Genomic DNA, 19,838 nt, shown 5'->3' with positions numbered 1-19,838 from the left:
ATTCCTCCTGTGTCAGCCCAGATAGACCACGCCGTCTGCCTGAGACGGATTCACGTCATCCCCTGCGGAGTCCTGCTTTTCCTCGGCTTCCACAGGCTCTTCCGCCGGTACGGTCCCGTTTTCCGGTTCTTCTTCATCGACCATGCTGTTCGCAGCATCGGCGCCTTCCTCGCCCTCGGTGCTCTCTGCATCCGCCTCGTAATAGCCGCCGTCGTCATAGTACGTATCGGTACTTGCTGCGGCAGAGTCGTAGGCCACCGTGTCATTGCCGGTCAGCCCGCTGACGATCTGGGTGTAGTTGTCATCGCTGACGCCGGTCTTGACCGGCACATACACATAGCCGTCCGGCGCGATCATGCCCGGGTCTGCGTTGACTGCGCTGGGGGAGTCCTGCGTGACCAGCACATAGCCGCCGCGCACGATGGCAGCGTTGGGCACGGTAAGGGTATTCTTTGCCTGTGCCACCACGATCTCAGCATTGGCGTTCATGCCCGGGCGCAGGCCATCGGTCTCATCAATGCGCACCTTGACCGGGTAGGTGGTGGTGCCGCCATTGGAGGTACCCTTCAAGGAAACACGGGTCACAACGCCGGTATAGGTTTTGTCCGGCACGGCATCCGCCGTGACCTGCACGCTCTGACCCACCGACAGGCTGCTGACCTGCAGCTCGTCCACGTTCAGGGTCATCTCCAGATAGCTCAGGTCAAAGATCGTGCACAGGTCCGAGCCGGCGGACAGCGCGTCCCCGGCCTTGGCATTCTTTTCAATAATGGTGCCGCTGATGGGCGAGGTGATGGTGTAGTTGTTCATGGCCTCCTGCAGATTGTCCATGTTCAGCTCGGCGCTGCGCAGGCTCTCGGCGGCAGACTGGATGGCCTCGGTCAGGTCCTCGCCGCTGATCTGCAGCACGATATCGTCCTTGTTCACGGCTCCGCCTTCCGGCACATTGATGGCCGTCACGGTACCGGCGGCAAGGGCAGTCAGGGTGCGCTCTGCCTGATACTCAAAGCACTTGGCGGCAATGCAGTTCACGCCATTGATGGTTGCCGTTGCTGCCTGCGCAGTGGTCAGGCCGCCTGCATTGCGCACAGCAATGGTCACGGTGCGGGTGAGCAGGTTGCCGGTGCTCAGAGCATCGGTGCCGGTCACAGCGGTCACGGTGCCGGTCAGCATTTCAAAGGTGCCGTCCAGCGTCACCTCTGCGCTCTGGCCCACCGAGAAGGTGGCGGCATCTGCTGCCGGGAACTCCAGCCGCAGCACCATTTTGGAGCTGTCACGGATGACCGCCACTTCCTGACCGCTGGTCACTTCGTCGCCCTTGGCCACCTTGAGGGCACTCACAACACCTGCCACCTCGGCGCGGACATACTGGCGGTCTGCCGTCTTGTCGTAGCTGCGCTGTGCCTGCTGCAGAGCAATGGACGCCTGCTCCGCCTTGGTGGTAGCATCGGAGGAGTCCACCGTGTACAGCACGGTGCCTTCCTCCACGATGTCCCCTTCCTCAAAGCTGCTGGTCAACACCTTGCCCGCTACCAGCGACTTAACATTATATGTATTGGCAGGGTTCAGAGTGCCGGTTCCGCTGAGGGTGTTGGACACATCCCGTTTGGACGGCGAGACCTGCACATAGTTGATGTCCGTATTGGCGTTCTGTGCCTTGTCCGGGCGCAGGATGAACCATCCGCCCAGCACGGCCACGCACACTACCGGCACCATCCATTTCCAGTTCTTGCGGAAAAAGGCTGCTGCTTTGCCGCCCTTCGCTGCGGGCTTTGCCTCACCCGCAGCCGTCTGCTGTACCGCAGCATCCTGCTTCTTTTTAAAGATCATGCTTGCTGTTTCCTCCTGTATCTTTCAGGGCATGCCCTGGTTTCGGTATCGGGCGCAGGCTTTGCAAAAGCGCGCGATAAAGAGTTTATTGTTAGTTTATCGCATTTTCGTCTATTACACAAGCGTCTAAATTTTGTTTTGACGCATTTGTGTCAAAGTTTTACCCAACTTTCACACCGTGCCCTCTTTTGCCTTCCAGACAAAACAAAAGAGACAGTGCCCCGCTCTTGCAGGGTACTGCCTCTTTTTTGAAGCACGATCTTTATTCAGCTGTAGTTTCCACTACCACATACACCCCGGCAGGGACGCATGCAGCCCATGCGCCGTCCTTGTCCAGCCAGCCGAATTGCTCGCACACATGGTCCGGGCACTGACTGTCCAAAAACGCGATGGCACCATCCTTTACCTGCAGATGCACGACATAATTGCCCACATCATACAGGTAATCGTGGTCTGTATCCAGCGGCAGAGTCTCGGTGATGCCATCACCAAAATCGACGGTGGCCTGCAGGCCGCTGCCCTTGCTGCTGTGTGCTGCGCGCACGCCGAAATACAGCGCTGCTGCCAGCACAAGGATCACTGCAGCAAAGATCAGGTTCTTCATCCATGGCTTCAGGCCTTTGGAGCCGGAAGCGTTTTCAGGTGCTTTGCGGGTACTCATGCAGCGTAGTCGCTGGCAGCCTTACCTGCAATGCGGCCAAACACGGTGAAGTCTGCAACAGCGTTGCCGCCCAGACGGTTTGCACCGTGCACACCGCCAGTGACCTCACCTGCTGCAAACAGGCCAGGGATCACAGTGCCGTCCTCCTTGAGGACTTCGGTGTTGGTGTTGATGGTCAGGCCGCCCATGGTGTGGTGCACACCAGCAGTGACCTTGATTGCATAGTACGGAGCAGTATCCAGCGGGTTTGCAAAGCTGGTGCGGCCAAAGTCGGGGTCATTCTTGGCCTCAACATAGCCGTTCCAAGTCTTCATGGTCTCGGCAAAAGCAGCCTCATCAACGCCCATTGCCTTGCCCAGCTCCTCGTAGGTCTCGCCGGTCACGGTGAAGCCCTTCTTGATGTAGCCCTGAATGACGCTGGAAGCATCGACCATAGCCTGATCGACCACCAGCCAGCTGTAGCTGCCGGTCTGAGCGATCTCAGCAGCAGAGACCACGTCACGGGTGCCCACTTCGTCGATGAAGCGCTTGCCCTCGGCGTTGATCAGCACAGCGCCGTCGCCGCGCAGGCCCTCGGTGATCAGGGCAGCGGTGTTGGCCTCAACGGTGGGGTGGATCTGGATCTGGTCCATATCCACAGTGCCAGCACCGATGGCGGTGGCCATCTCAATGCCCTGACCCTGAGCGCCGGCAGCGTTGGTGGTCATGAAGCCCTTCAGCTCAGGCTTGTACTCGACAACCATGTCCAGATTTGCGCCGAAGCCGCCGGTGGTCAGCACCACAGCCTTGGCGTTCACAGTGACGGTCTCGCCGGTAGAACCGGTGGCCTTGATGCCCACAGCAGCGCCGTTCGCATCGGTCAGGATCTCGTTGGCGGTGGTGTTCAGCAGGATCTGAACGCCAGCCTTCTCACAGTTCTCCTCCAGCAGGGGGATCATGTAGGAACCGACAGAAACGGTCTTGCCCTCTGCGTCCACAGGGCGATGGATGCGCTTGACGGATGCACCGCCAAAGCTGGAAACGCTGTGCAGGGTGATGCCGTGCTCGTCCAGCCAGTCGATGGCATCAGCAGAGTTGGAGCACAGGGTCTCCACCAGAGCAGGGTCGTTGATGCCCTTGCCGCCGATCATGGTGTCCAGCTCCATCAGCTCAACAGAGTCGAAGTAGCCGGTGGGGTTCTTCTGGTACTCTGCCCACTGCTCAGAGACGGTCTTTGCCAGAGCGGTGATGGTCTCGTTGTCAGCGTACTTTTCAGCAGCGGTCTTCAGGGTCTTTTCGACACCGGCAGACTCGCCGAACTCGTTCTCATCCTGATACACGGTCTTGCCGGCGTTCATGCCGCCGGTAGCGCGCACAGAGTTGCCGCCCACCATGGCCTGGCTCTCCACGATCACAACGCTCTTGCCCTCGGCAGCAGCGGTGATGGCAGCGGTCATGCCTGCGCCGCCTGCACCCACGATGACAACGTCAGCGTCAATGGTGGAATCCTCGGCCTTGGTCTCGTCGGCCTTGACCTCGATCTTATAGTCGTCAGCATTCAAGCCGGCGGCAGTCAGGGCAGCGGCTGCTGCCTCCTTGATGGCGTTGGAGGTGATGGTCGCGGTGGACACGCCGTCCACAGCGATGCTGCCGGTCTCAGCGATCTGAGCGGGCAGCTGCTCCAGTGCCAGCGTACCGATGCCGGGGGTCTCGTCCTTACCCTCAGCGGTGCAGCCGGTGATCTTGCCGTCTTCCAGCGTCAGGGTAACGGTAACGTCGCCGCCCATGCCCTTGGCAGTGCCGGTGAAATCGCCGGACACGCCGCCTGCGGTGGAAGCGGACTTGCTGCCGCAGCCGTAGCCCAGCAGACTGACACCCACAACGACCGCCATGGCCAGCGCAGCCACGCTCTTGCGGATCTGATTCTTTTTCATTGTTTCTTCCTTCTCATATTCGGGTTGCTTGTGTTCGGACATCTATCAGCAAAAAAGGGGGAGCTGCTCATTCGGAAAGCAGTTCCCCCTCGCTGAAACTTAGGAAAAACTTAGGCGTTAGCCTGAGCTGCAGCAACAGCGCATGCGACGGTAGCGCCGACCATGGGGTTGTTGCCCATGCCGATCAGGCCCATCATCTCAACGTGTGCGGGCACGGAGGAAGAGCCAGCGAACTGAGCATCACCGTGCACACGGCCCAGAGAGTCGGTCAGGCCATAGCTTGCGGGGCCTGCAGCCACGTTATCGGGATGCAGGGTACGGCCCGTGCCGCCGCCGGAAGCGACAGAGAAGTACTTCTTGCCGTTCTCGATGGCCCACTTCTTGTAGGTGCCGGCAACCAGATGCTGGAAGCGAACGGGGTTGGTGGAGTTGCCGGTGATGGAGCACTGAACGTCCTCCTTCTTCATGATGGCAACGCCTTCCATAACGTCGTTTGCACCGTAGCACTTGACGGCTGCGCGCTCGCCCTCAGAGAAGGGGATCTCCTTGACGACGGTCAGGGTCTGAGTGGGGATGTCGTACTCAGTCTGAACATAGGTGAAGCCGTTGATACGAGAAATGATGTAAGCTGCATCCTTGCCCAGGCCGTTCAGGATGACGCGCAGGGGGGTCTTGCGGACCTTGTTTGCGGTGCGGGCGATGCCGATAGCACCCTCAGCAGCAGCAAAGGACTCGTGGCCTGCCAGGAAAGCGAAGCAGGTGGTGTCCTCGCTCAGCAGACGAGCGCCCAGATTGCCGTGGCCCAGACCGACCTGACGCTGCTCAGCGACAGAGCCGGGGATGGTGAAAGCTTCCAGACCTTCGCCGATGGCAGCAGCACACTCGGCAGCATCGGTCAGGCCGCGCTTGACGGCGATGGCGGTGCCCAGGGTGTATGCCCAGACAGCGTTATCAAAGCAGATGGGCTGAACGCCGCGCACGATCTTGTCGCAGTCGATGCCCTTTGCGAGGAGCATCTCGTTGCAAGCGTCCAGAGACTCCAGGCCGTTAGCCTTCAGGCATGCCTCGATTTTCGGCATGCGGCGATCCATAGATTCAAAAGTTGCCATGAGTTGTTCCTCCTCTCTTATTCCTCACGCGGGTCAATGTACTTCACAGCACCCTGCTCCTTGCTGAAGCGGCCGTAAGTACCCACGTTCTTCTCATAAGCCTCGTTGGGGGTCTTGCCGTGACGGATATCCTCCATCATCTTGCCCAGCTTGACGAACTGATAGCCGATGACCTCATCGTTGGCATCCACAGCCAGCTTGTTGATATAGCCCTCGGTCAGCTCCAGATAACGGACGCCCTTTGCCTTGGTGGAGAAGATGGTGCCGGTCATGGAGCGCAGGCCCTTGCCCAGGTCGTCCAGACCTGCGCCGATGGGCAGACCGTCCTCAGAGAAAGCGGTCTGGCTGCGGCCGTAGACGATCTGCAGGAACAGCTCGCGCATAGCAACGTTGATGGCATCGCACACCAGGTCGGTGTTCAGAGCTTCCAGAATGGTCTTGCCGGGCAGGATCTCGCCTGCCATAGCAGCAGAGTGGGTCATACCGGAGCAGCCGATGGTCTCCACCAGAGCCTCCTCGATGACGCCGTTCTTGATGTTCAGGGACAGCTTGCAGGTACCCTGCTGAGGTGCGCACCAGCCCACACCGTGGGTGTAGCCGCTGATGTCCTTGATCTCATAGGCCTTGACCCATGCGCCCTCTTCAGGGATGGGAGCCGGACCATGCTTAGGACCTTTGGTGATCGGGCACATATTCTGTACTTGCTGCGAATAGGTCATAATCATACTCTCCTTTTGACAAATGTTGCTTTGCAGCACAAAGCCGCCGCCGCGCCCTGCCGGCACAGCCGCTGCCCTTTGCTGCTTGCATCTGACCGGGCGCGCCGCTCTCTTTCAGCGCCTTCACCGGTACTACCACGCATGATTTTATTATAGAGAAAGCTGACGGATTTTGCAATACATTTCCGGTAAAAAACATCAAAACTATTTGCAGTTGCCTGCCGCTAACTGTCAATTCGGATGCTTTTGTCATTTCATTCGTCAAGTTTTTGTCAACTATGTCAAGAGGGCAAATTTCACGCTCCTGTGTCCTGCCTGCGCGGTGTCTGCCCGGCAGGCTTCAGTACCCACATGGCCGCAAAGCCCGTCGCTGCGCCGCCCACGGCAAGCCAGTGCCGCCCGGCTTCCAACCCCCAGAGATTTGCTGCAAACGGAAAGGCCAGACTGCCCACGCTCTGCCCCAGTGCCAGAAAACCGTAGTTCACCCCTGCGTGCGGCAGGCCGAACAGATCGGTGGAAAGGGCGGGCAGCACCGCTGCAAGGCCGGAATAGCAGAAGGTAAGCCCCGCATAACAGGCGATCACCCACCAGCCCTGCGCAAACGCAAACCCTGCCGAAAGCCCCAGCGACACCGCAAACAGCAGCAGATCGGTGGGCCTGCGGCCAATTTTATCGCTGAGCATGGGCATCAGCAGGCGGCCCGCCGCACTGCCCACGCTGCCCAGCACCACGCTCCACAATGCAGCGCTTTCGTCCAGCCCCCGCTCCACGCCCAGCTTCAGGATGATGGGGCTGAACAGAAGCACCGCCGGGGTGGAAAAGCACACCGCGCCTGCGCACAGCCAGTACTGCTTTGTTTTCAGCATCTGCCACGGGGAAAGGTCAATGGTATTTTTGTCGTTTTGCCGCTGTTTTTCGGCATCCTGCGGCGGGTCCTGCAAAAGCAGGCTGCCCGCAAGGCAGACGGGCAGCGTGACGGCTCCCAGTGCCCAGAACGCACCCCGGATGCCCTGCACGATTCCAAAGCCGCTGACCGCCGTGCGCACGAACACGGTGAGGAACGCGCCGGAAAGGCCCACCGCCCCGCCGATCACGCCGGTGGCAAGGCCCTTGCGCCCGGCATACCATTTCTGTGCGCAGGACTGGATGGATGGGTACAGAAACGCCGTGCCCAGCCCCGCCGGGATACTGAATGCCAGAAAAAAGCTGCCCGCACTGCCGCCCGGCAGGATGGCCGCTGCAAAAAATCCGCCGCACAGCAGTGCTGTTCCCCACAGAGCCGCACACCGCGGGCCTCGGCTGTCCTGCAGAAAGCCGCCGAGGACGCACCCCACGCCGAACGCCGCAATGAGGATGCCGAAGGCATAGCCTGCCCCCTGCTCGCTCAGGCCGTACTCGTCCATGACCGGCTGCTGGAATACGCCCCACGCCGCCGGGATGCCCGTGAGCACCTGAATGGCTGCGCCCGCCGCAAGGATGGTCCACGGATGTTTTGCCGTAAATTGCTGTTTCATCGTCTGTCCTCCGAATGGTTTTTCCTTTACAGTGTGCCCATTTCAATTGACAAAACGGCAGATTTCTTTATAATGAATAAGGTAAAAGTATTTACATTGATTTATATAGAGAGGAACCATCTTATGAAAACACAGGCATTGAAGGGCATGCGCGACCTGCTGCCCGCAGAGCAGACCCTGCGCGATTACATTCAGGGCAAAATTCTGGAGACCTACCGTGCGTCCGGCTTCGAGCGCATTTCCACCCCCATGCTGGAGGATATGGAGAATCTGGACAAATCCGACGGCGGCGACAACCTGAACCTGATCTTCAAGGTGCTCAAGCGCGGCGATAAGCTCACCGCTGCCCTGAACACCGGCGATCCCAAGCAGCTGTCCGATATGGGCCTGCGCTATGACCTGACCCTGCCGCTGAGCCGTTACTATGCCGCCAACAAGGATAAGCTGCCCAGCCCCTTCAAGGTGATCCAGACCGACCGTGTGTTCCGCGCCGAGCGCCCGCAGAAGGGCCGTCTGCGCGAGTTCGTACAGTGCGATATCGACATTCTGGGCGATTCTTCCCCCAACGCCGAGGTGGAACTGATCGACGTGACCACCCGTGCCCTGCTGAACATCGGCTTCACCGGCTTCACCGTCAACATCAATGACCGCCGCATCCTGCGCGGGATGCTGGAGAGCATGGGTTTTTCCGCTGATACGCTGGATTCCGTCTGCATCACCTTTGATAAGATGGACAAGATCGGTGCCGATGGTGTGAAGGCTGAGCTGACCGAAAAGCAGCTGCCGGAAAATGCCATCAACGCACTGGCCGACTTCATTGCCGCAGGCGAAGTCACGCTGGATGCCGTGGCTGCCCGCTGCGCAGACCCCGCCATTGCCGACGACCTCAAGTATGTCCTTGCTACCGCCAACGCCATGGCTGCAGGCCGCTATCAGGTAGCCTACTGCCCCAGTCTGGTGCGCGGTCAGGGCTACTACACTGGCATGGTGTTTGAGATCACCTGCCCGCAGTTCAGCGGTGCCGTGGCCGGCGGCGGCCGCTACGACAACATGGTGGGCAAGTTCCTGGGCACTCAGGTGCCCGCCGTGGGCTTCTCCATCGGCTTCGAGCGGGTGTGCGGCATCCTGCTGGAGCAGGGCTACCAGATCCCCGGCGCAAAGCAGAAGATCGCCCTGCTGTACGGCAAGGATGCCGATTTCACCGCCGTTCTTGCCAAGGCTGCAGACCTGCGCAGCAGCTACAATGTCACCGTTCTGCAGCAGGCCAAGAAGCTGGGCAAACAGTTGGGCCAGCTGGAAGCTTCCGGTTTTTCCGGTGCCGCCTTTATGGATAAGGATGAGATCAAAATTTTTGCGCAGCAGTAAATAATTGCACACAAAGCCCCTTTACTTTTGATATGCTACCCCTAGAGTAGCCAGAGTAAAAACAAAACTCTGAGTACTCTTGGGGTATTTTCATGTCAAGAAAAAACACCTCAGAAAATCGAGCGATTTTCTGAGGTGTTCTTGTTTTTTCTGGTTTAAAAGCCGGTAGGCGGCACATAGTAACTGGGGATCGAGGCTGTTTTCTGCACATTTGCCTGCTGGCGCAGTGCTAAACGGGTCACCTCTGCCCAAGAATACTGGGTCATATACTCGCCGCGATAGGAATTGGTGGCCGAGCGGCTGCCCCGCAGGAAATTGTAATAATCACAATCCACCTTGCTGGTGTCCAGCGCCAGTGTGCTGCGGCCGCGGATGAGCAGGCCGGTAACACCTGCATCCTCCAGCGTATGGCTCAGGTCAAAGATCAGATTGCGGAGATGGCTGTGCAGCGATGCGGTGTCGGGCTTATCCTCCCACAGCACGGCCAGCATTTCGCCGTTGGTGCAGGTGGCACCATTGCGATCCACCAGATAGGCCAGCAGCTCCTTGCTCTTGCTGCGCTTGAAGGCCAAAGCGCGCCCGCCCACGAAGATCTCAAAATTGCCAAAGCACTGGATCTTGATGCCGACAGGGGCATTCTCCGGCGGGTAGCGCAGATGCTCCAGCACATTGCGCACATCTGCCTCGTTTGCAGGCTTGAGTAAAAAGCCGCTCACGAAGATCTGCAGCGCTTCCAGCGCATACTCCGGGTGCTCTGTTACCACAATGATGTTGCAGCGCGGCTGCAGCTTCTGGATCATGCGCGTCAAAGCAAGCCCGTTCATGCCGGGCATTTCCAGATTGAGGAAAGCCGCGTCCATCGGCCCCTGACGCATCCAGCTCAGTGCATCCTCGGTCGTCATGGCGCTGATATAGTCACAGTCGGGTGCAACGCGGCACAGGATGCGGATCAGCGAGTTGATTGCAAGCTGTCCATCATCGACGACCAGTATCTTCATTCGTACACCCCCGCAAGTTTACCATACATGTTCCCTGTTTCAGTTTAACACTTTGTCCTTTGATTCGCAAGTTTTTTTGCACAAAAAGCCAGAAGCTCCACACTTCTTTACAAAAGGACGTTCCTTCCCCATCCGTTTCCTCACGAAGCAGCTGGCTGAAAGTGGCGTCTTTCCCATTTTCATTTCCGGCAGTCAAAGCAACTATACAAGATACTCTGTGCCATCCAGTCCGGTCAGTTTTTGTGCTGTCGTTTGTCCCACACGGGTGCAGAGCCGCTCATACGCCTGCCGCATCCGGGTCGGGCGCGAGGTGCAGTTGTGTGCATCGGAAGAGACCGCGTCCACCAGCCCCGCCTTGACCCAGTGCTCCAGCCGCATCCGCTGCCAGAAGCCGCTGTCCAGCACAGCCGAACAGTTGATCTGGCAGCGCAGCCGGTACTGTTTGTGCAGGCGGGCCAGCAGGCCGTGCTGCGCAAGGCAGGGATACCGCTCAATGTGGGCCACCAGAATGCGGTAACCCGCACCCGTGATCTCCTGCAGAGCCGTTTCCAGCTCCTTTGCCGTTATGTTCGGCACAAATTCCAGCAGCACCCAGCCGGTATCTCCCAAGGTCAGCAGCTGGCGCTGGACTGCCGCATATCCCGTCGCAGGGGTATACAGCAACTCAGAGCCGTGCTCCAGCTTCAGGTCGTAGCCTTTTTGTGTGCAGTATGCGCGGGCCAGCGCCAGATGCCGGTCGTAGATTTCCTGCGGGAAGCGTTCCATGCCCGGCGTACTGTGCGAGGTAGCAAACAGGTGCCGCACACCGTCTGCTGCCGCTGCATCCAGCATGGCATACATTTCTTCTCTGGTCTGCGCACCATCGTCCACGCCGTAGACGAAGTGCGCATGATAATCCGTAAAGCCGCTCATTTCTTTTCCGCTTCGTGGCTTCGTTTATAATACTTTCTGTAATAACCGTACTTTCCATACTTTGAGTAGGATTTGTAGTACTTGCGGCCCATATAGTTGTCGTAGTCCACCTGATTGAGCACGGTGCCCAGAATGGGGCAGCCGGTCTGCTCGATCTGCTGCTTCACGTCCAGCAGCTCCTGACGGCTCACATCGTTGTAGTTCACTGCGATCAGGGTGCCGTCACATGCCTTGGCGATCTCCGCCGCATCGATGACCACGCCCACCGGGGGTGCGTCCACAATGACGTAATCTGCCATTCTGGCCAGCATATCCAGCAGTTCGGCAAAATGGCTGTTGGTCAGCAGCGCCAGCGGGTTGGGCACATCGCGGCCCACCGGCACCATGATGGCATTAGGGATATCGGTCTGATAGATCACCTCATCCATGCCCACCATACCGGCCAGAAAATGGGAGAGGCCCTTACCGTCGCTGCGGCCATCCTCATATTTCAGGCCGTAGTCACTGTTGACCATGCTGCGGCGCAGGTCTGTGTCCACCAGCGCCACCTTGATGCCGCGCTGTGCCAGCGTGCGCATCAGGTTCATGGACAGATAGCTCTTGCCCTCTGCAGCATGGCAGCTGGTGATCATGATCTTTTTGACACTCGCACCTGCAAAGGAGAGGTTGGTGCTCAGGGTATTAAAGGCTTCATTTCCCGCATAATCCAGAGCCGGAAATTTTGTGATCTTCAGCTGTTTCATGCTTTCCTCCCAGAGCTGCCACCCACACGGCGGCGGACATCATTGGCAAACCGCTTGGTGCGGCGCTTGAACTCGCTTTTCTCTTTCGGCTGTTCGCCAGCATCGGCCAGCGGGATCGATGCCAGCACCACCATGCCGGTATACTTGCGGATATCATCGGCAGACTTGTAGGTATCGTCCAGCATGGTCCGCAGCACCACCACGGCACAGGCCAGCACAAAGCCCACTACAAAGCCCAGCAGGATGTTCTTGGCCTTGTTGGGGCTGAACGGGTTCTCCGGCACACGCGCAGAAGACATCAGGGTGGGCTCGTCTGTCTTCATCTTTTCCGAGATGTACTTTGCGCCCACATCCGCATACTCGTTTGCGATCGCTGCTGCTTCTTCCGGATCCGGGTTCGTGACCGTGATATCCAGCATACGGGTGTCGCTGGTGTTGGTGACAGACAGCATACTGGCCATATCGGTGTAGGTGTAATCCAGATCCAGGTTGCTGATGACCTTTTCGTGGACTTCCCACATTTCAAAGACCTTGATGTAATCGCTGGTCAGCTCGCTGCCGACCTGTAGATCGGAGAAGTTCAGCACCGAATCATTGCGGCTGACCACATAAATGGTGGCCGTTGCCTTGTACATCGGCGTTACCAGAAAAAACGTATAAAGCGCCATCAGCACGGCACCCACCACAGCCGTGGCTGCAATGAGCGTCCAATGGGCCAGCAGGCCCAATGCCAGCTCCAGCAGATCAATGGTATCTTCGTCCTGTTCCGGCTGTGCCGCTAAAGCTGTGCGCTCCTTCACAAAAGTATCTTGCTGCACGATTTCACTCCTTATAACCTTATAATACTGCCGCCCATGCGGCCCGGGCGTTGTGCCCTTTCCTCTATTTTTCTGAATCCTATACGCCAAAAATGCGGCGTTCCCTTTTTCATCAGGGAACACCGCAGAACATTTCTAGTTCTTAGCCCTCAATGGTCTTCACGGCCACCAGAACGAAGTTGGAGCCATAGAGCTTGACCTGACGGCCCTTCAGGTTCACCACGATCTTGCCATCCACGACCTTACCGGGCACAGTATAGTAGGTATAGGTCACAGTGCCGTCTGCCTTCGTCTTGGGCACAGCCACCAGAACGGTAACTTGCTCGTTATCCTCGTAAGCAGCCTCAATGACCTTGGACTCAATGGTCAGCTTAACATTTGCAGCGTCGAGCAGGTTAGAGGTCTGCATCTCAAAGGCCTGCGTTACAGTAACATCTATAGTCGTCTTCTTTTCTTTCGAAGCGCCCGCAGCCTTCTGCAGGTCTGCATCAGAAGTGATGTCCTGCAGGACTTCCTTGACCTGAGCGGTATCCTCCTTGGCAGTGACCTTCACATCGCTGACAATGCCCAGAACACCGGTGACGGTAGCAGAACCGCTGGCCTTGACCTCATCTGCCACAGTCTTGCTGGGCGTTGCTGCCAGAACAGACACACCCATGCCCACGACCATAGCAGCGGTCAGAACAGCGCTGATAACTTTCTTCATAATGAAGATCTCCTTTCACTTCAAGCCGCACTCCCCAAGATGCTGCTTTCTATCGCAAATGCTTTTCAACATTTACATCATTCTTCAACAGGCTCCCAGAACAGCGTCAGAACCGCTTTCTGGATGGAAGCTTCGGTCGGATAGAACTCGGTGAATCCGTCCTCTGCCACCTTATGCTCGCCCTCCAGTGCAATGGCAGGTTCCACAGTATCGTCCTTTGCGGCCCACACCTCATTGACCAGCTGACCCTTTGCAAGGTCGGTGACCAGATAAGGCTGCAGCGCATCGTACACCTGTGCGGTGAACTGCTGATCCTGCTGTACCCTGCTTTCCAGCTGTGCGGAAAGCTGTGCAAGATACTCCTCCTGCCGCACCATGCGGGCTTCGTTGGTGCCTTCGCCAATATCCATGCGCCTGCGCACAAAAATCTCAGCCTGATCGCCCTGCAGCGTCAGGGTAGCTCCCTTGGTCATGGCCGGGTCTGCTGCGGAGAAATCATCCTCCAGCGTCACGGTCACACCGCCTGCAAGGTCGTTCAGCACCGAGATGCCGTCCAGACTCATAGCCAGATAGAAATCAATGTTTTCTCCCTGCAGCAGGCGGGACACCGCATCACGGGCATAGCCGCAGCTTTCCTCCTTGCCATCGCCAAAGCCATGGGCAAGGCTGATCTGCATCTGAGTGGTGCCCACCGGATTGCCCAGCATACCCAGCACCGTCACCTCTGCCATGGTGTCGCGGTCGATCTTGAGCTGACGGACCGTCTTGTCTTTGCTGTCTATCACAATGAGCCGCTGAAAATCCGCCTGACCGCCCTGATAAGAGCCTTCTGCTTCCACCTCGCTGTCATGGTCGATGCCCATAACAAGGATGGTGGTCAGATCTGTGCGCCTGCGGTAGGTCACGCCGTCCACTTCCATGGTCTCAGCGGTCTCCTGCGGCAGCTCCGTCCGGGTCTCCGGCTTTTGGCTGCGCTTTTCCAGCCAGCTTCCGCCCACAAAAAACAGTACAGCTGCCAGCACCAGCACAGCCAGCGCAACAGTGGCACCACGATATTGTTTTTGTCTGTTCAAGCGGGTAAGCTTCCCTCTTTTCTTCGGAATATAGTTTTCTGCGGGAAGGTCTTTCCATTGCCACAGAAAGATATTCCTTGGCTTATTATATCGTCACAGGTGTGCAACTGTCAATGTATTTTCGTTATTTTCCGGCAGGAAATTTCGCATTTTCAGCCTTTAGGGAGCCACAGATAAACACAAACCCCGGCCATGCAGAGTTCATCCGCACAGCCGGGGCCAATTGGTATTTTATTTGACATCCAGTTCAGGCGGCACATCGATCTGGTCCGAGACATACTTGCCGTTCTTTTTGCGCTGCCGCACGCACTCCGTCAGCAGATATTCGATCTGCCCGTTCACCGAGCGGAAGTCATCTTCGGCCCAGGCGGCAAGGGCATCGTAGAGCTTCGCGTTCAGGCGCAGGGGCACCTGCTTTTTTGGTTCTGCCATCAGTACAGGCTGCCGCTGTTCACGATGGGCTGGGCATCACGGTTGCCGCACAGCACCACCAGCAGGTTGGAGACCATTGCCGCCTTGCGCTCGTCGTCCAGCTCCACTACCTTGTTCTCATTCAGGCGTTCAAGGGCCATTTCCACCATGCCCACAGCACCGTCCACGATCATCTTGCGGGCATCGATGATGGCGCTTGCCTGCTGGCGCTGCAGCATCACGGCCGCAATCTCCGGCGCATAGGCCAGATAGGTGATGCGGGCTTCCACTACCTCGATGCCGGCCTCGGCTACATTCTTCTGGATCTCGTCCCGGATGCGGGCGGCTACCACCTCCGAGGAGCCGCGCAGACTGCCCTCATCGGCTACGCCGTCGCCGGTGGTATCCACATTGGGAGCCACATCATAGGGGTAAATGCGCACCACATTGCGCAGAGCGCTGTCGCACTGCAGGGAGAGGTACTCCTTGTAGTTGTCCACATTGAATACGGCCTTTGCGGTATCGGTCACGCGCCAGATGACCGCAATGCCGATCTCCACCGGGTTGCCCAGACAATCGTTGATCTTCTGGCGGGAGTTATTGAGGGTCATCATTTTGAGCGAGATCTTCTTGCTGGTCGATTCTGCAGTCTGGGGACTGCTGTTGCCTGCCTTAAGCAGGGCCGCCATGCCGGTCTCGCCGCTGTTCACATCGCCGCTCTGGCTCAGTTTGGTGCCAGCTGCCGGGTTCACCGCGGTGCAGAAGGGGTTCACCCAGTAAAACCCCTGTCCCTTCAGGGTGCCGATGTAATCGCCGAACAGGGTGAGCACCAGTGCTTCCTGGGGCTTTAACACCTTCAGGCCGCAGAGCAGGAAGATGCCCGCCACCCAGTATGCGATGGACAGGATCGTGAGCAGGATGCCCGGAAACAGGCTTTCGTCCAGCAGAATGATGCTGTAGAAAAACAGCAGGACGGTAACAGCATAGCCCAGCAGGGTGAGCAGCAGCATGACCATGCCGTTCTTTTTGGTCTGCAGAATTTTCTCTTCCATAACAGTTCCCTCCTTCACAGGGTGCGGAAGCGTTTCTTTATGATATCAAAATAATATCACTTTATATCATTCTTGTCAAGTCCTCCGCAGGCAAAAAAAGAGCCGCCGCACAAACACTGTGCAGCAGCTCCTTTTTGTTTATCTTTTTATAATGTAAGGGGCACTTGCTCTCAGGCGAAGGTCAGCACCACCTTGCCAGCGCCGCTGTTACGGTCTGCAAGGGTATCGAATGCCTTCTGGAAGTCCTCTGCCTTGAACACATGCGTGGTGATCTCATCGACCTCTTTCAGGTGGTCAGGCAGGATCTTGACCACCTCGGGGAACTTCTGGTACTGATGACGGGTACCCAGAATGGTCAGTTCCTTTGCGTTGATCTCCTTGAAGTTCACGGGGATCGGCTCCTTGCCAAAGGTCATAGCCACCAGACGGCCTGCGGGAGAAAGCTGGCTGGTTGCATGTGCCAGCAGTGCGGGAACGCCTGCGGCCTCAAAGATCACGTTGACACCCTCGCCGTCGGTCAGTTTGTTGATGAACGCATCCAGATCTTCCTTCATCGGGTTGATGCTGTAATCTGCGCCAAAGTCCTTTGCCATGGCAAGGCGGCTCTCGTTCGGCTCAGACACGATCACGGTAGCGCCGCGCGATTTTGCAATGTTGGCAACGATCAGGCCGATGGGGCCGCCGCCGTGCACCAGCACCACATCGCCGGGGCGCACATCGCCGCGCCAGTTTGCCTGCAGGCCAATCGTGAACGGCTCGCACAGAGCAGCCTGCTGATAAGTCATCTTGGAAGCATCGTACTCATACACCTGGCTGCGCGGCATGACCACATATTCCTGAAAAATGCCGTCCACGATGCAGCCCAGAACCTTCAGTTCACGGCAGACATTGTGGTGGCCGCAGCGGCAGGCATAGCACTTGCCGCAGTAGGTGATCGGCTCAAACACAACACTTGCGCCGGGCTTCAGGTCGGTAACACCCTCGCCCACTGCGATCACCTCACCGGAACCCTCGTGGCCAAGCACCACAGGATACTTTGCATACGGGTTGCTGCCATGATAGACATGCACATCCGAGCCGCAGATGCCGGCAGCGTGCACCTTGACGAGCACCTGATTCGGCTCCTTGATCTCAGGCATAGGGCGCTCCACCAGCTGCATATCACCAGGGCCATTTACAACAATTGCTTTCATAATCATGTTCCCCTTTCCAAAGCTTCAGATACCCGGGCAGGACAGGAATCCGCCATCCACGGCAATGACCTGGCCTGTGATGTAGCCAGACATTTCCGGATCAGCAAAGAACCGCAGTGCACCCACCAGTTCCTTCGGGTCGCCAAGGCGGCCCATCGGGGTGCGGTGGATCACGTTCCAGTAGCGCTGGGTGTAGGAACCATCCGGGTTCACATACATGTCATGGTTCAGCGGCGTGAGGAAGTAGCCGGGTGCGACCGCATTCACACGCACCTTGCCTGCCGTGTTGGACAGGTAGTTGGACAGCCACTTGGTAAACATATCCACAGCGGCCTTGCTGCTTGCGTATGCAGGCACCATGCTCAGTGCATCGTAGGCTGCCATGGAGGTAATGTTGATGATGGAGCAGCCATCGCGGCCCACCATGTTCACTGCAAACACCTGACATGCCATCACGGTGCCCAGCCAGTTCACATCCATGACGCGCAGCAGCTTATCGCTGTCGATGTTGAACAGGGTACGGGACGAAGCCAGAACGCAGGCCTTTTCTGCGGCCAGATCTGCTGCCTGCGGATCTACCTTGACGACCTCTGTTGCCTTTTCGTCGCCTGCGGCATAAGCTTCCGAGGTGGTTTTTGCCAGCGGGTCCTGAATGCCTGCGCAGTTGATCAGCACTTCATAGCTGCCAAAGTGCTGCACCACAGCATCGCGGGCCTTTTCCAGCGAAGCTTTGTCCGTAACATCCACCTGGAATGCTGCGGCATCGCCGCCAGCCTGTTCGATCTCGCAGGCCACCTTCTGGCCTGCTTGAATGTTAAAATCAAGAATCGCTACCCGGTATCCGGTCTTTGCAAACTCCTTGGCAAAAATGCTGCCGAGGCCGCCGCCGGCACCGGTAATCACTACAGTACGGCTCATTGTAAGTTCCTCCAATCAATCATATAGTTATCTCAATCATACAGTTATCAGGCAAACAGGCTGGGGATCCACAGGGTGATCGGCTCACAGAAGGAGACCAGCATCAGCACAATCAGGCTGGTGATCAGGAACGGCATATTTGCCTTGAAGGCTTTCCAGCTGGAAACGCCGCCGATCTGGGCACCGGTGCAGATGCACATGCCAACGGGAGGCGTGGTCAGGCCGATCATCAGGTTCAGAATGGCCATCAGAGCAAAGTGGACCGGGTTCATGCCAACAGCCGTTGCCACCGGCAGCAGCACAGGGAAGGTGATCAGGATCGCCGCCAGACTTTCCATGAACATGCCCACAAAGATCAGCACGAGGTTGATCAGCAGGATAACGAGGATGCGGTTCGTGGTCATGCTCAGGATCGCGGTAGCAACCTTCTGCGGGATGCGCTCGTTGGTCAGGATGAATGCGAACACGTTTGCCAGACCAATCAGGATGATGATGGAAGAGCAGGAGCGCATATTGGTGTAAACGATGCGGGGCACATCCGAGAGCTTGATCTCTTTATAGACGAACACGCCCACAATCAGGGAGTAAACGCAGGTCACGATGGAAGCTTCGGTGGGGGTAAAGATACCGGAAAGGATGCCGCCCAGCAGGATAACGGGCATCAGCAGCGCCCAGATAGCATCTTTGGTAACTTCCAAGCGCTTCTTCCAGCTGGAACGCTCGTGCTTGGGGTAGTGGCGCTTGACCGAGATAATGTAGGTGGGTACACACAGTGCCAGACCCAGCAGGACACCGGGGATGATGCCTGCCTGGAACATCTTGCCAACCGAGATGCTCACGCAGGAACCGGCAATGACCATGGGCACACTGGGCGGGATGATGGGGCCGACCACAGAGGAAGCAGCCGTAACTGCAACCGAGAAGTCGTCGTCGTAGCCGTCCTCCACCATGGCGGGGATCAGCATACCGCCTAGAGAGCACACGTCCGCAATGGCCGTACCGGAAATGCCGGCAAAGACCATGGATGCTACGATGTTCACCAGCGCAAGGCTGCCAGTAAAGTGGCCCAGGAAGGCGTTGCAGAAGTTCAGGATGCGGCGGGTGATGCCGCCGCCGTTCATCAAAGCACCAGCCAGCATGAAGCCGGGGATGCACAGCAGGGTGAACGAGTCGATGCCTGCATAGAATTTCTGTGCCAGGACCGCCGCGTTCATATTGGAGGTCAGCAGATAGAACAGCGAAGAAGCACCCAGAGAGAACGCAATGGGCACGTTTAGCAGCAGCAGGACCAGAAACAGAATAAACATGCCACCGATCATTGTGCTTTGTCCCCCTTTCTGATCAGATTTACTTCATTGATCGCATCCAGCACTACGTAAATTGCAGTCAGGATAAAAATGACCAGCGGCACCACATAGAAGATGCCCAGGTTGATCTGCAGAGAGGTGGAAAGCGACTTTGTGCCAACACGGAAATAGGTCCGTGCCTGCGGGATTCCAAAGAGGCACACGATTAGGATGGCCGCATCCGAAACAAGGTTCAGGATGTGACGGCCGGTGCCATGTGTTTGGGCTGCGATCACATCGATGGATGCGTACTCATGGTACTTGATGGCCATGGGGCAGGCAATCATGATCGTATACTGGAAAAACAGGCGTGTCATCTCGTCTGTCCAGGGAGCGGTAACTCCCGGAATATAGCGGGCAAGGATCTGCACCAACACGCAGACTGTGACGCACCCAAAGCCGATGGCTGCCAGATAGTGAAACAGCCTATCCAGCACGTCCAAAACTTTCTTCATTCTGGATATTCCTCCGTACTCAGGTGTGTATTTTCCAAATCAAGCCGCGCCGCCCATCAAGAACGGCGCGGCCACTATTGGAGAACGGTCAGATGAAAATGT

At 57.5% G+C, this 19,838-nt stretch carries 19 protein-coding genes; 1 reads left to right on the top strand and 18 read right to left on the bottom strand.

The features are described 5' to 3' along the window. Positions 1 to 12: 12 nt before the first annotated feature. The 6 genes from PXT33_RS05665 to PXT33_RS05640 all read right to left on the bottom strand — a co-directional run bounded on the left by PXT33_RS05665 (position 13) and on the right by PXT33_RS05640 (position 7,746). Positions 13 to 1,830, bottom strand: coding sequence for an HlyD family efflux transporter periplasmic adaptor subunit (locus PXT33_RS05665; protein WP_332376069.1), 1,818 nt, complete (start codon positions 1,828 to 1,830; stop codon positions 13 to 15). A gap of 262 nt (positions 1,831 to 2,092) precedes the next feature. Beyond that, positions 2,093 to 2,491: a NusG domain II-containing protein gene (locus PXT33_RS05660; RefSeq protein WP_005940526.1), complete on the bottom strand. Its 399-nt coding sequence runs from the start codon at positions 2,489 to 2,491 to the stop codon at positions 2,093 to 2,095. Next, positions 2,488 to 4,404 carry a flavocytochrome c gene (locus PXT33_RS05655; RefSeq protein ID WP_332376068.1) on the bottom strand — a complete coding sequence of 639 codons (1,917 nt, stop codon included), beginning with the start codon at positions 4,402 to 4,404 and terminating at the stop codon, positions 2,488 to 2,490. Before PXT33_RS05655 ends, PXT33_RS05660 begins: the two co-directional genes overlap by 4 nt. 110 nt (positions 4,405 to 4,514) lie before the next feature. After that, positions 4,515 to 5,513 carry a GGGtGRT protein gene (locus PXT33_RS05650; RefSeq protein WP_005935035.1) on the bottom strand — a complete coding sequence of 333 codons (999 nt, stop codon included), beginning with the start codon at positions 5,511 to 5,513 and terminating at the stop codon, positions 4,515 to 4,517. A 17-nt stretch (positions 5,514 to 5,530) separates the two neighbouring features. After that, positions 5,531 to 6,232 carry an iron-sulfur cluster assembly scaffold protein gene (locus PXT33_RS05645; RefSeq protein WP_044953520.1) on the bottom strand — a complete coding sequence of 234 codons (702 nt, stop codon included), beginning with the start codon at positions 6,230 to 6,232 and terminating at the stop codon, positions 5,531 to 5,533. Positions 6,233 to 6,528: 296 nt separating this feature from the next. Then, positions 6,529 to 7,746, bottom strand: coding sequence for an MFS transporter (locus PXT33_RS05640; RefSeq protein WP_332376067.1), 1,218 nt, complete (start codon positions 7,744 to 7,746; stop codon positions 6,529 to 6,531). Positions 7,747 to 7,869: 123 nt separating this feature from the next. Between PXT33_RS05640 and hisS the strand changes: the two genes are divergently transcribed. Continuing rightward, positions 7,870 to 9,111, top strand: a complete 1,242-nt coding sequence (hisS, locus tag PXT33_RS05635; protein ID WP_097774680.1) for a histidine--tRNA ligase — start codon at positions 7,870 to 7,872, stop codon at positions 9,109 to 9,111. Positions 9,112 to 9,266: 155 nt separating this feature from the next. Here the strand turns inward: hisS and PXT33_RS05630 are convergent, their stop codons facing one another. The 12 genes from PXT33_RS05630 to PXT33_RS05575 all read right to left on the bottom strand — a co-directional run bounded on the left by PXT33_RS05630 (position 9,267) and on the right by PXT33_RS05575 (position 19,736). After that, a complete protein-coding gene (locus tag PXT33_RS05630) occupies positions 9,267 to 10,109 on the bottom strand; it encodes a response regulator (protein WP_332376066.1) in 843 nt (280 codons plus the stop codon). Positions 10,110 to 10,310: 201 nt separating this feature from the next. Then, positions 10,311 to 11,021 carry a CpsB/CapC family capsule biosynthesis tyrosine phosphatase gene (locus PXT33_RS05625; RefSeq protein ID WP_332376065.1) on the bottom strand — a complete coding sequence of 237 codons (711 nt, stop codon included), beginning with the start codon at positions 11,019 to 11,021 and terminating at the stop codon, positions 10,311 to 10,313. Continuing rightward, entirely contained in the window at positions 11,018 to 11,764 is a 747-nt protein-coding gene (locus tag PXT33_RS05620; RefSeq protein WP_332376064.1) for a CpsD/CapB family tyrosine-protein kinase, read from the bottom strand. The genes PXT33_RS05625 and PXT33_RS05620 overlap by 4 nt, the downstream gene beginning before the upstream one ends. Further along, complete coding sequence (locus tag PXT33_RS05615; RefSeq protein WP_332376063.1) at positions 11,761 to 12,582, bottom strand: Wzz/FepE/Etk N-terminal domain-containing protein; 822 nt, start codon at positions 12,580 to 12,582, stop codon at positions 11,761 to 11,763. Before PXT33_RS05615 ends, PXT33_RS05620 begins: the two co-directional genes overlap by 4 nt. A 142-nt stretch (positions 12,583 to 12,724) precedes the next feature. Further along, complete coding sequence (locus PXT33_RS05610; RefSeq protein WP_097781429.1) at positions 12,725 to 13,288, bottom strand: hypothetical protein; 564 nt, start codon at positions 13,286 to 13,288, stop codon at positions 12,725 to 12,727. Between the two features lie 77 nt (positions 13,289 to 13,365). Next, complete coding sequence (locus PXT33_RS05605) at positions 13,366 to 14,361, bottom strand: LCP family protein (RefSeq protein ID WP_332376062.1); 996 nt, start codon at positions 14,359 to 14,361, stop codon at positions 13,366 to 13,368. Between the two features lie 231 nt (positions 14,362 to 14,592). After that, positions 14,593 to 14,793, bottom strand: a complete 201-nt coding sequence (locus PXT33_RS05600; RefSeq protein WP_332376061.1) for a PTS ascorbate transporter subunit IIC — start codon at positions 14,791 to 14,793, stop codon at positions 14,593 to 14,595. Then, positions 14,793 to 15,824 carry an SPFH domain-containing protein gene (locus PXT33_RS05595; RefSeq protein WP_332376060.1) on the bottom strand — a complete coding sequence of 344 codons (1,032 nt, stop codon included), beginning with the start codon at positions 15,822 to 15,824 and terminating at the stop codon, positions 14,793 to 14,795. Before PXT33_RS05595 ends, PXT33_RS05600 begins: the two co-directional genes overlap by 1 nt. Positions 15,825 to 15,994: 170 nt before the next feature. Beyond that, positions 15,995 to 17,017, bottom strand: coding sequence for a zinc-binding alcohol dehydrogenase family protein (locus tag PXT33_RS05590; protein ID WP_291012322.1), 1,023 nt, complete (start codon positions 17,015 to 17,017; stop codon positions 15,995 to 15,997). A 24-nt stretch (positions 17,018 to 17,041) separates the two neighbouring features. Continuing rightward, a complete protein-coding gene (locus PXT33_RS05585; RefSeq protein WP_332376059.1) occupies positions 17,042 to 17,935 on the bottom strand; it encodes an SDR family NAD(P)-dependent oxidoreductase in 894 nt (297 codons plus the stop codon). A 47-nt stretch (positions 17,936 to 17,982) separates the two neighbouring features. Then, positions 17,983 to 19,254, bottom strand: coding sequence for a TRAP transporter large permease (locus tag PXT33_RS05580; RefSeq protein WP_291012317.1), 1,272 nt, complete (start codon positions 19,252 to 19,254; stop codon positions 17,983 to 17,985). After that, the gene (locus tag PXT33_RS05575; protein WP_291012315.1) at positions 19,251 to 19,736 is read right to left on the bottom strand and encodes a TRAP transporter small permease; all 486 of its coding nucleotides are present in this window, start codon (positions 19,734 to 19,736) and stop codon (positions 19,251 to 19,253) included. The genes PXT33_RS05580 and PXT33_RS05575 overlap by 4 nt, the downstream gene beginning before the upstream one ends. Positions 19,737 to 19,838 lie beyond the last annotated feature (102 nt).

Source organism: Faecalibacterium taiwanense (genome assembly GCF_036632915.2).
Taxonomy (GTDB): domain Bacteria; phylum Bacillota; class Clostridia; order Oscillospirales; family Ruminococcaceae; genus Faecalibacterium; species Faecalibacterium taiwanense.
The sequence above is the reverse complement of the archived record's forward strand: the minus strand, read 5'-3'. Positions and strand labels throughout refer to the sequence as shown.

Bases quoted from the DNA above. Each gene is read 5' to 3' on its own strand.
- PXT33_RS05665 (WP_332376069.1), bottom strand. From the start codon at position 1,830: ATGATCTTTAAAAAGAAGCAGGATGCTGCGGTACAGCAGACGGCTGCG.
- PXT33_RS05660 (WP_005940526.1), bottom strand. From the start codon at position 2,491: ATGAGTACCCGCAAAGCACCTGAAAACGCTTCCGGCTCCAAAGGCCTG.
- PXT33_RS05655 (WP_332376068.1), bottom strand. From the start codon at position 4,404: ATGAAAAAGAATCAGATCCGCAAGAGCGTGGCTGCGCTGGCCATGGCG.
- PXT33_RS05650 (WP_005935035.1), bottom strand. From the start codon at position 5,513: ATGGCAACTTTTGAATCTATGGATCGCCGCATGCCGAAAATCGAGGCA.
- PXT33_RS05645 (WP_044953520.1), bottom strand. From the start codon at position 6,232: ATGACCTATTCGCAGCAAGTACAGAATATGTGCCCGATCACCAAAGGT.
- PXT33_RS05640 (WP_332376067.1), bottom strand. From the start codon at position 7,746: ATGAAACAGCAATTTACGGCAAAACATCCGTGGACCATCCTTGCGGCG.
- hisS (WP_097774680.1), top strand. From the start codon at position 7,870: ATGAAAACACAGGCATTGAAGGGCATGCGCGACCTGCTGCCCGCAGAG.
- PXT33_RS05630 (WP_332376066.1), bottom strand. From the start codon at position 10,109: ATGAAGATACTGGTCGTCGATGATGGACAGCTTGCAATCAACTCGCTG.
- PXT33_RS05625 (WP_332376065.1), bottom strand. From the start codon at position 11,021: ATGAGCGGCTTTACGGATTATCATGCGCACTTCGTCTACGGCGTGGAC.
- PXT33_RS05620 (WP_332376064.1), bottom strand. From the start codon at position 11,764: ATGAAACAGCTGAAGATCACAAAATTTCCGGCTCTGGATTATGCGGGA.
- PXT33_RS05610 (WP_097781429.1), bottom strand. From the start codon at position 13,288: ATGAAGAAAGTTATCAGCGCTGTTCTGACCGCTGCTATGGTCGTGGGC.
- PXT33_RS05600 (WP_332376061.1), bottom strand. From the start codon at position 14,793: ATGGCAGAACCAAAAAAGCAGGTGCCCCTGCGCCTGAACGCGAAGCTC.
- PXT33_RS05595 (WP_332376060.1), bottom strand. From the start codon at position 15,824: ATGGAAGAGAAAATTCTGCAGACCAAAAAGAACGGCATGGTCATGCTG.
- PXT33_RS05590 (WP_291012322.1), bottom strand. From the start codon at position 17,017: ATGAAAGCAATTGTTGTAAATGGCCCTGGTGATATGCAGCTGGTGGAG.
- PXT33_RS05585 (WP_332376059.1), bottom strand. From the start codon at position 17,935: ATGAGCCGTACTGTAGTGATTACCGGTGCCGGCGGCGGCCTCGGCAGC.
- PXT33_RS05580 (WP_291012317.1), bottom strand. From the start codon at position 19,254: ATGATCGGTGGCATGTTTATTCTGTTTCTGGTCCTGCTGCTGCTAAAC.
- PXT33_RS05575 (WP_291012315.1), bottom strand. From the start codon at position 19,736: ATGAAGAAAGTTTTGGACGTGCTGGATAGGCTGTTTCACTATCTGGCA.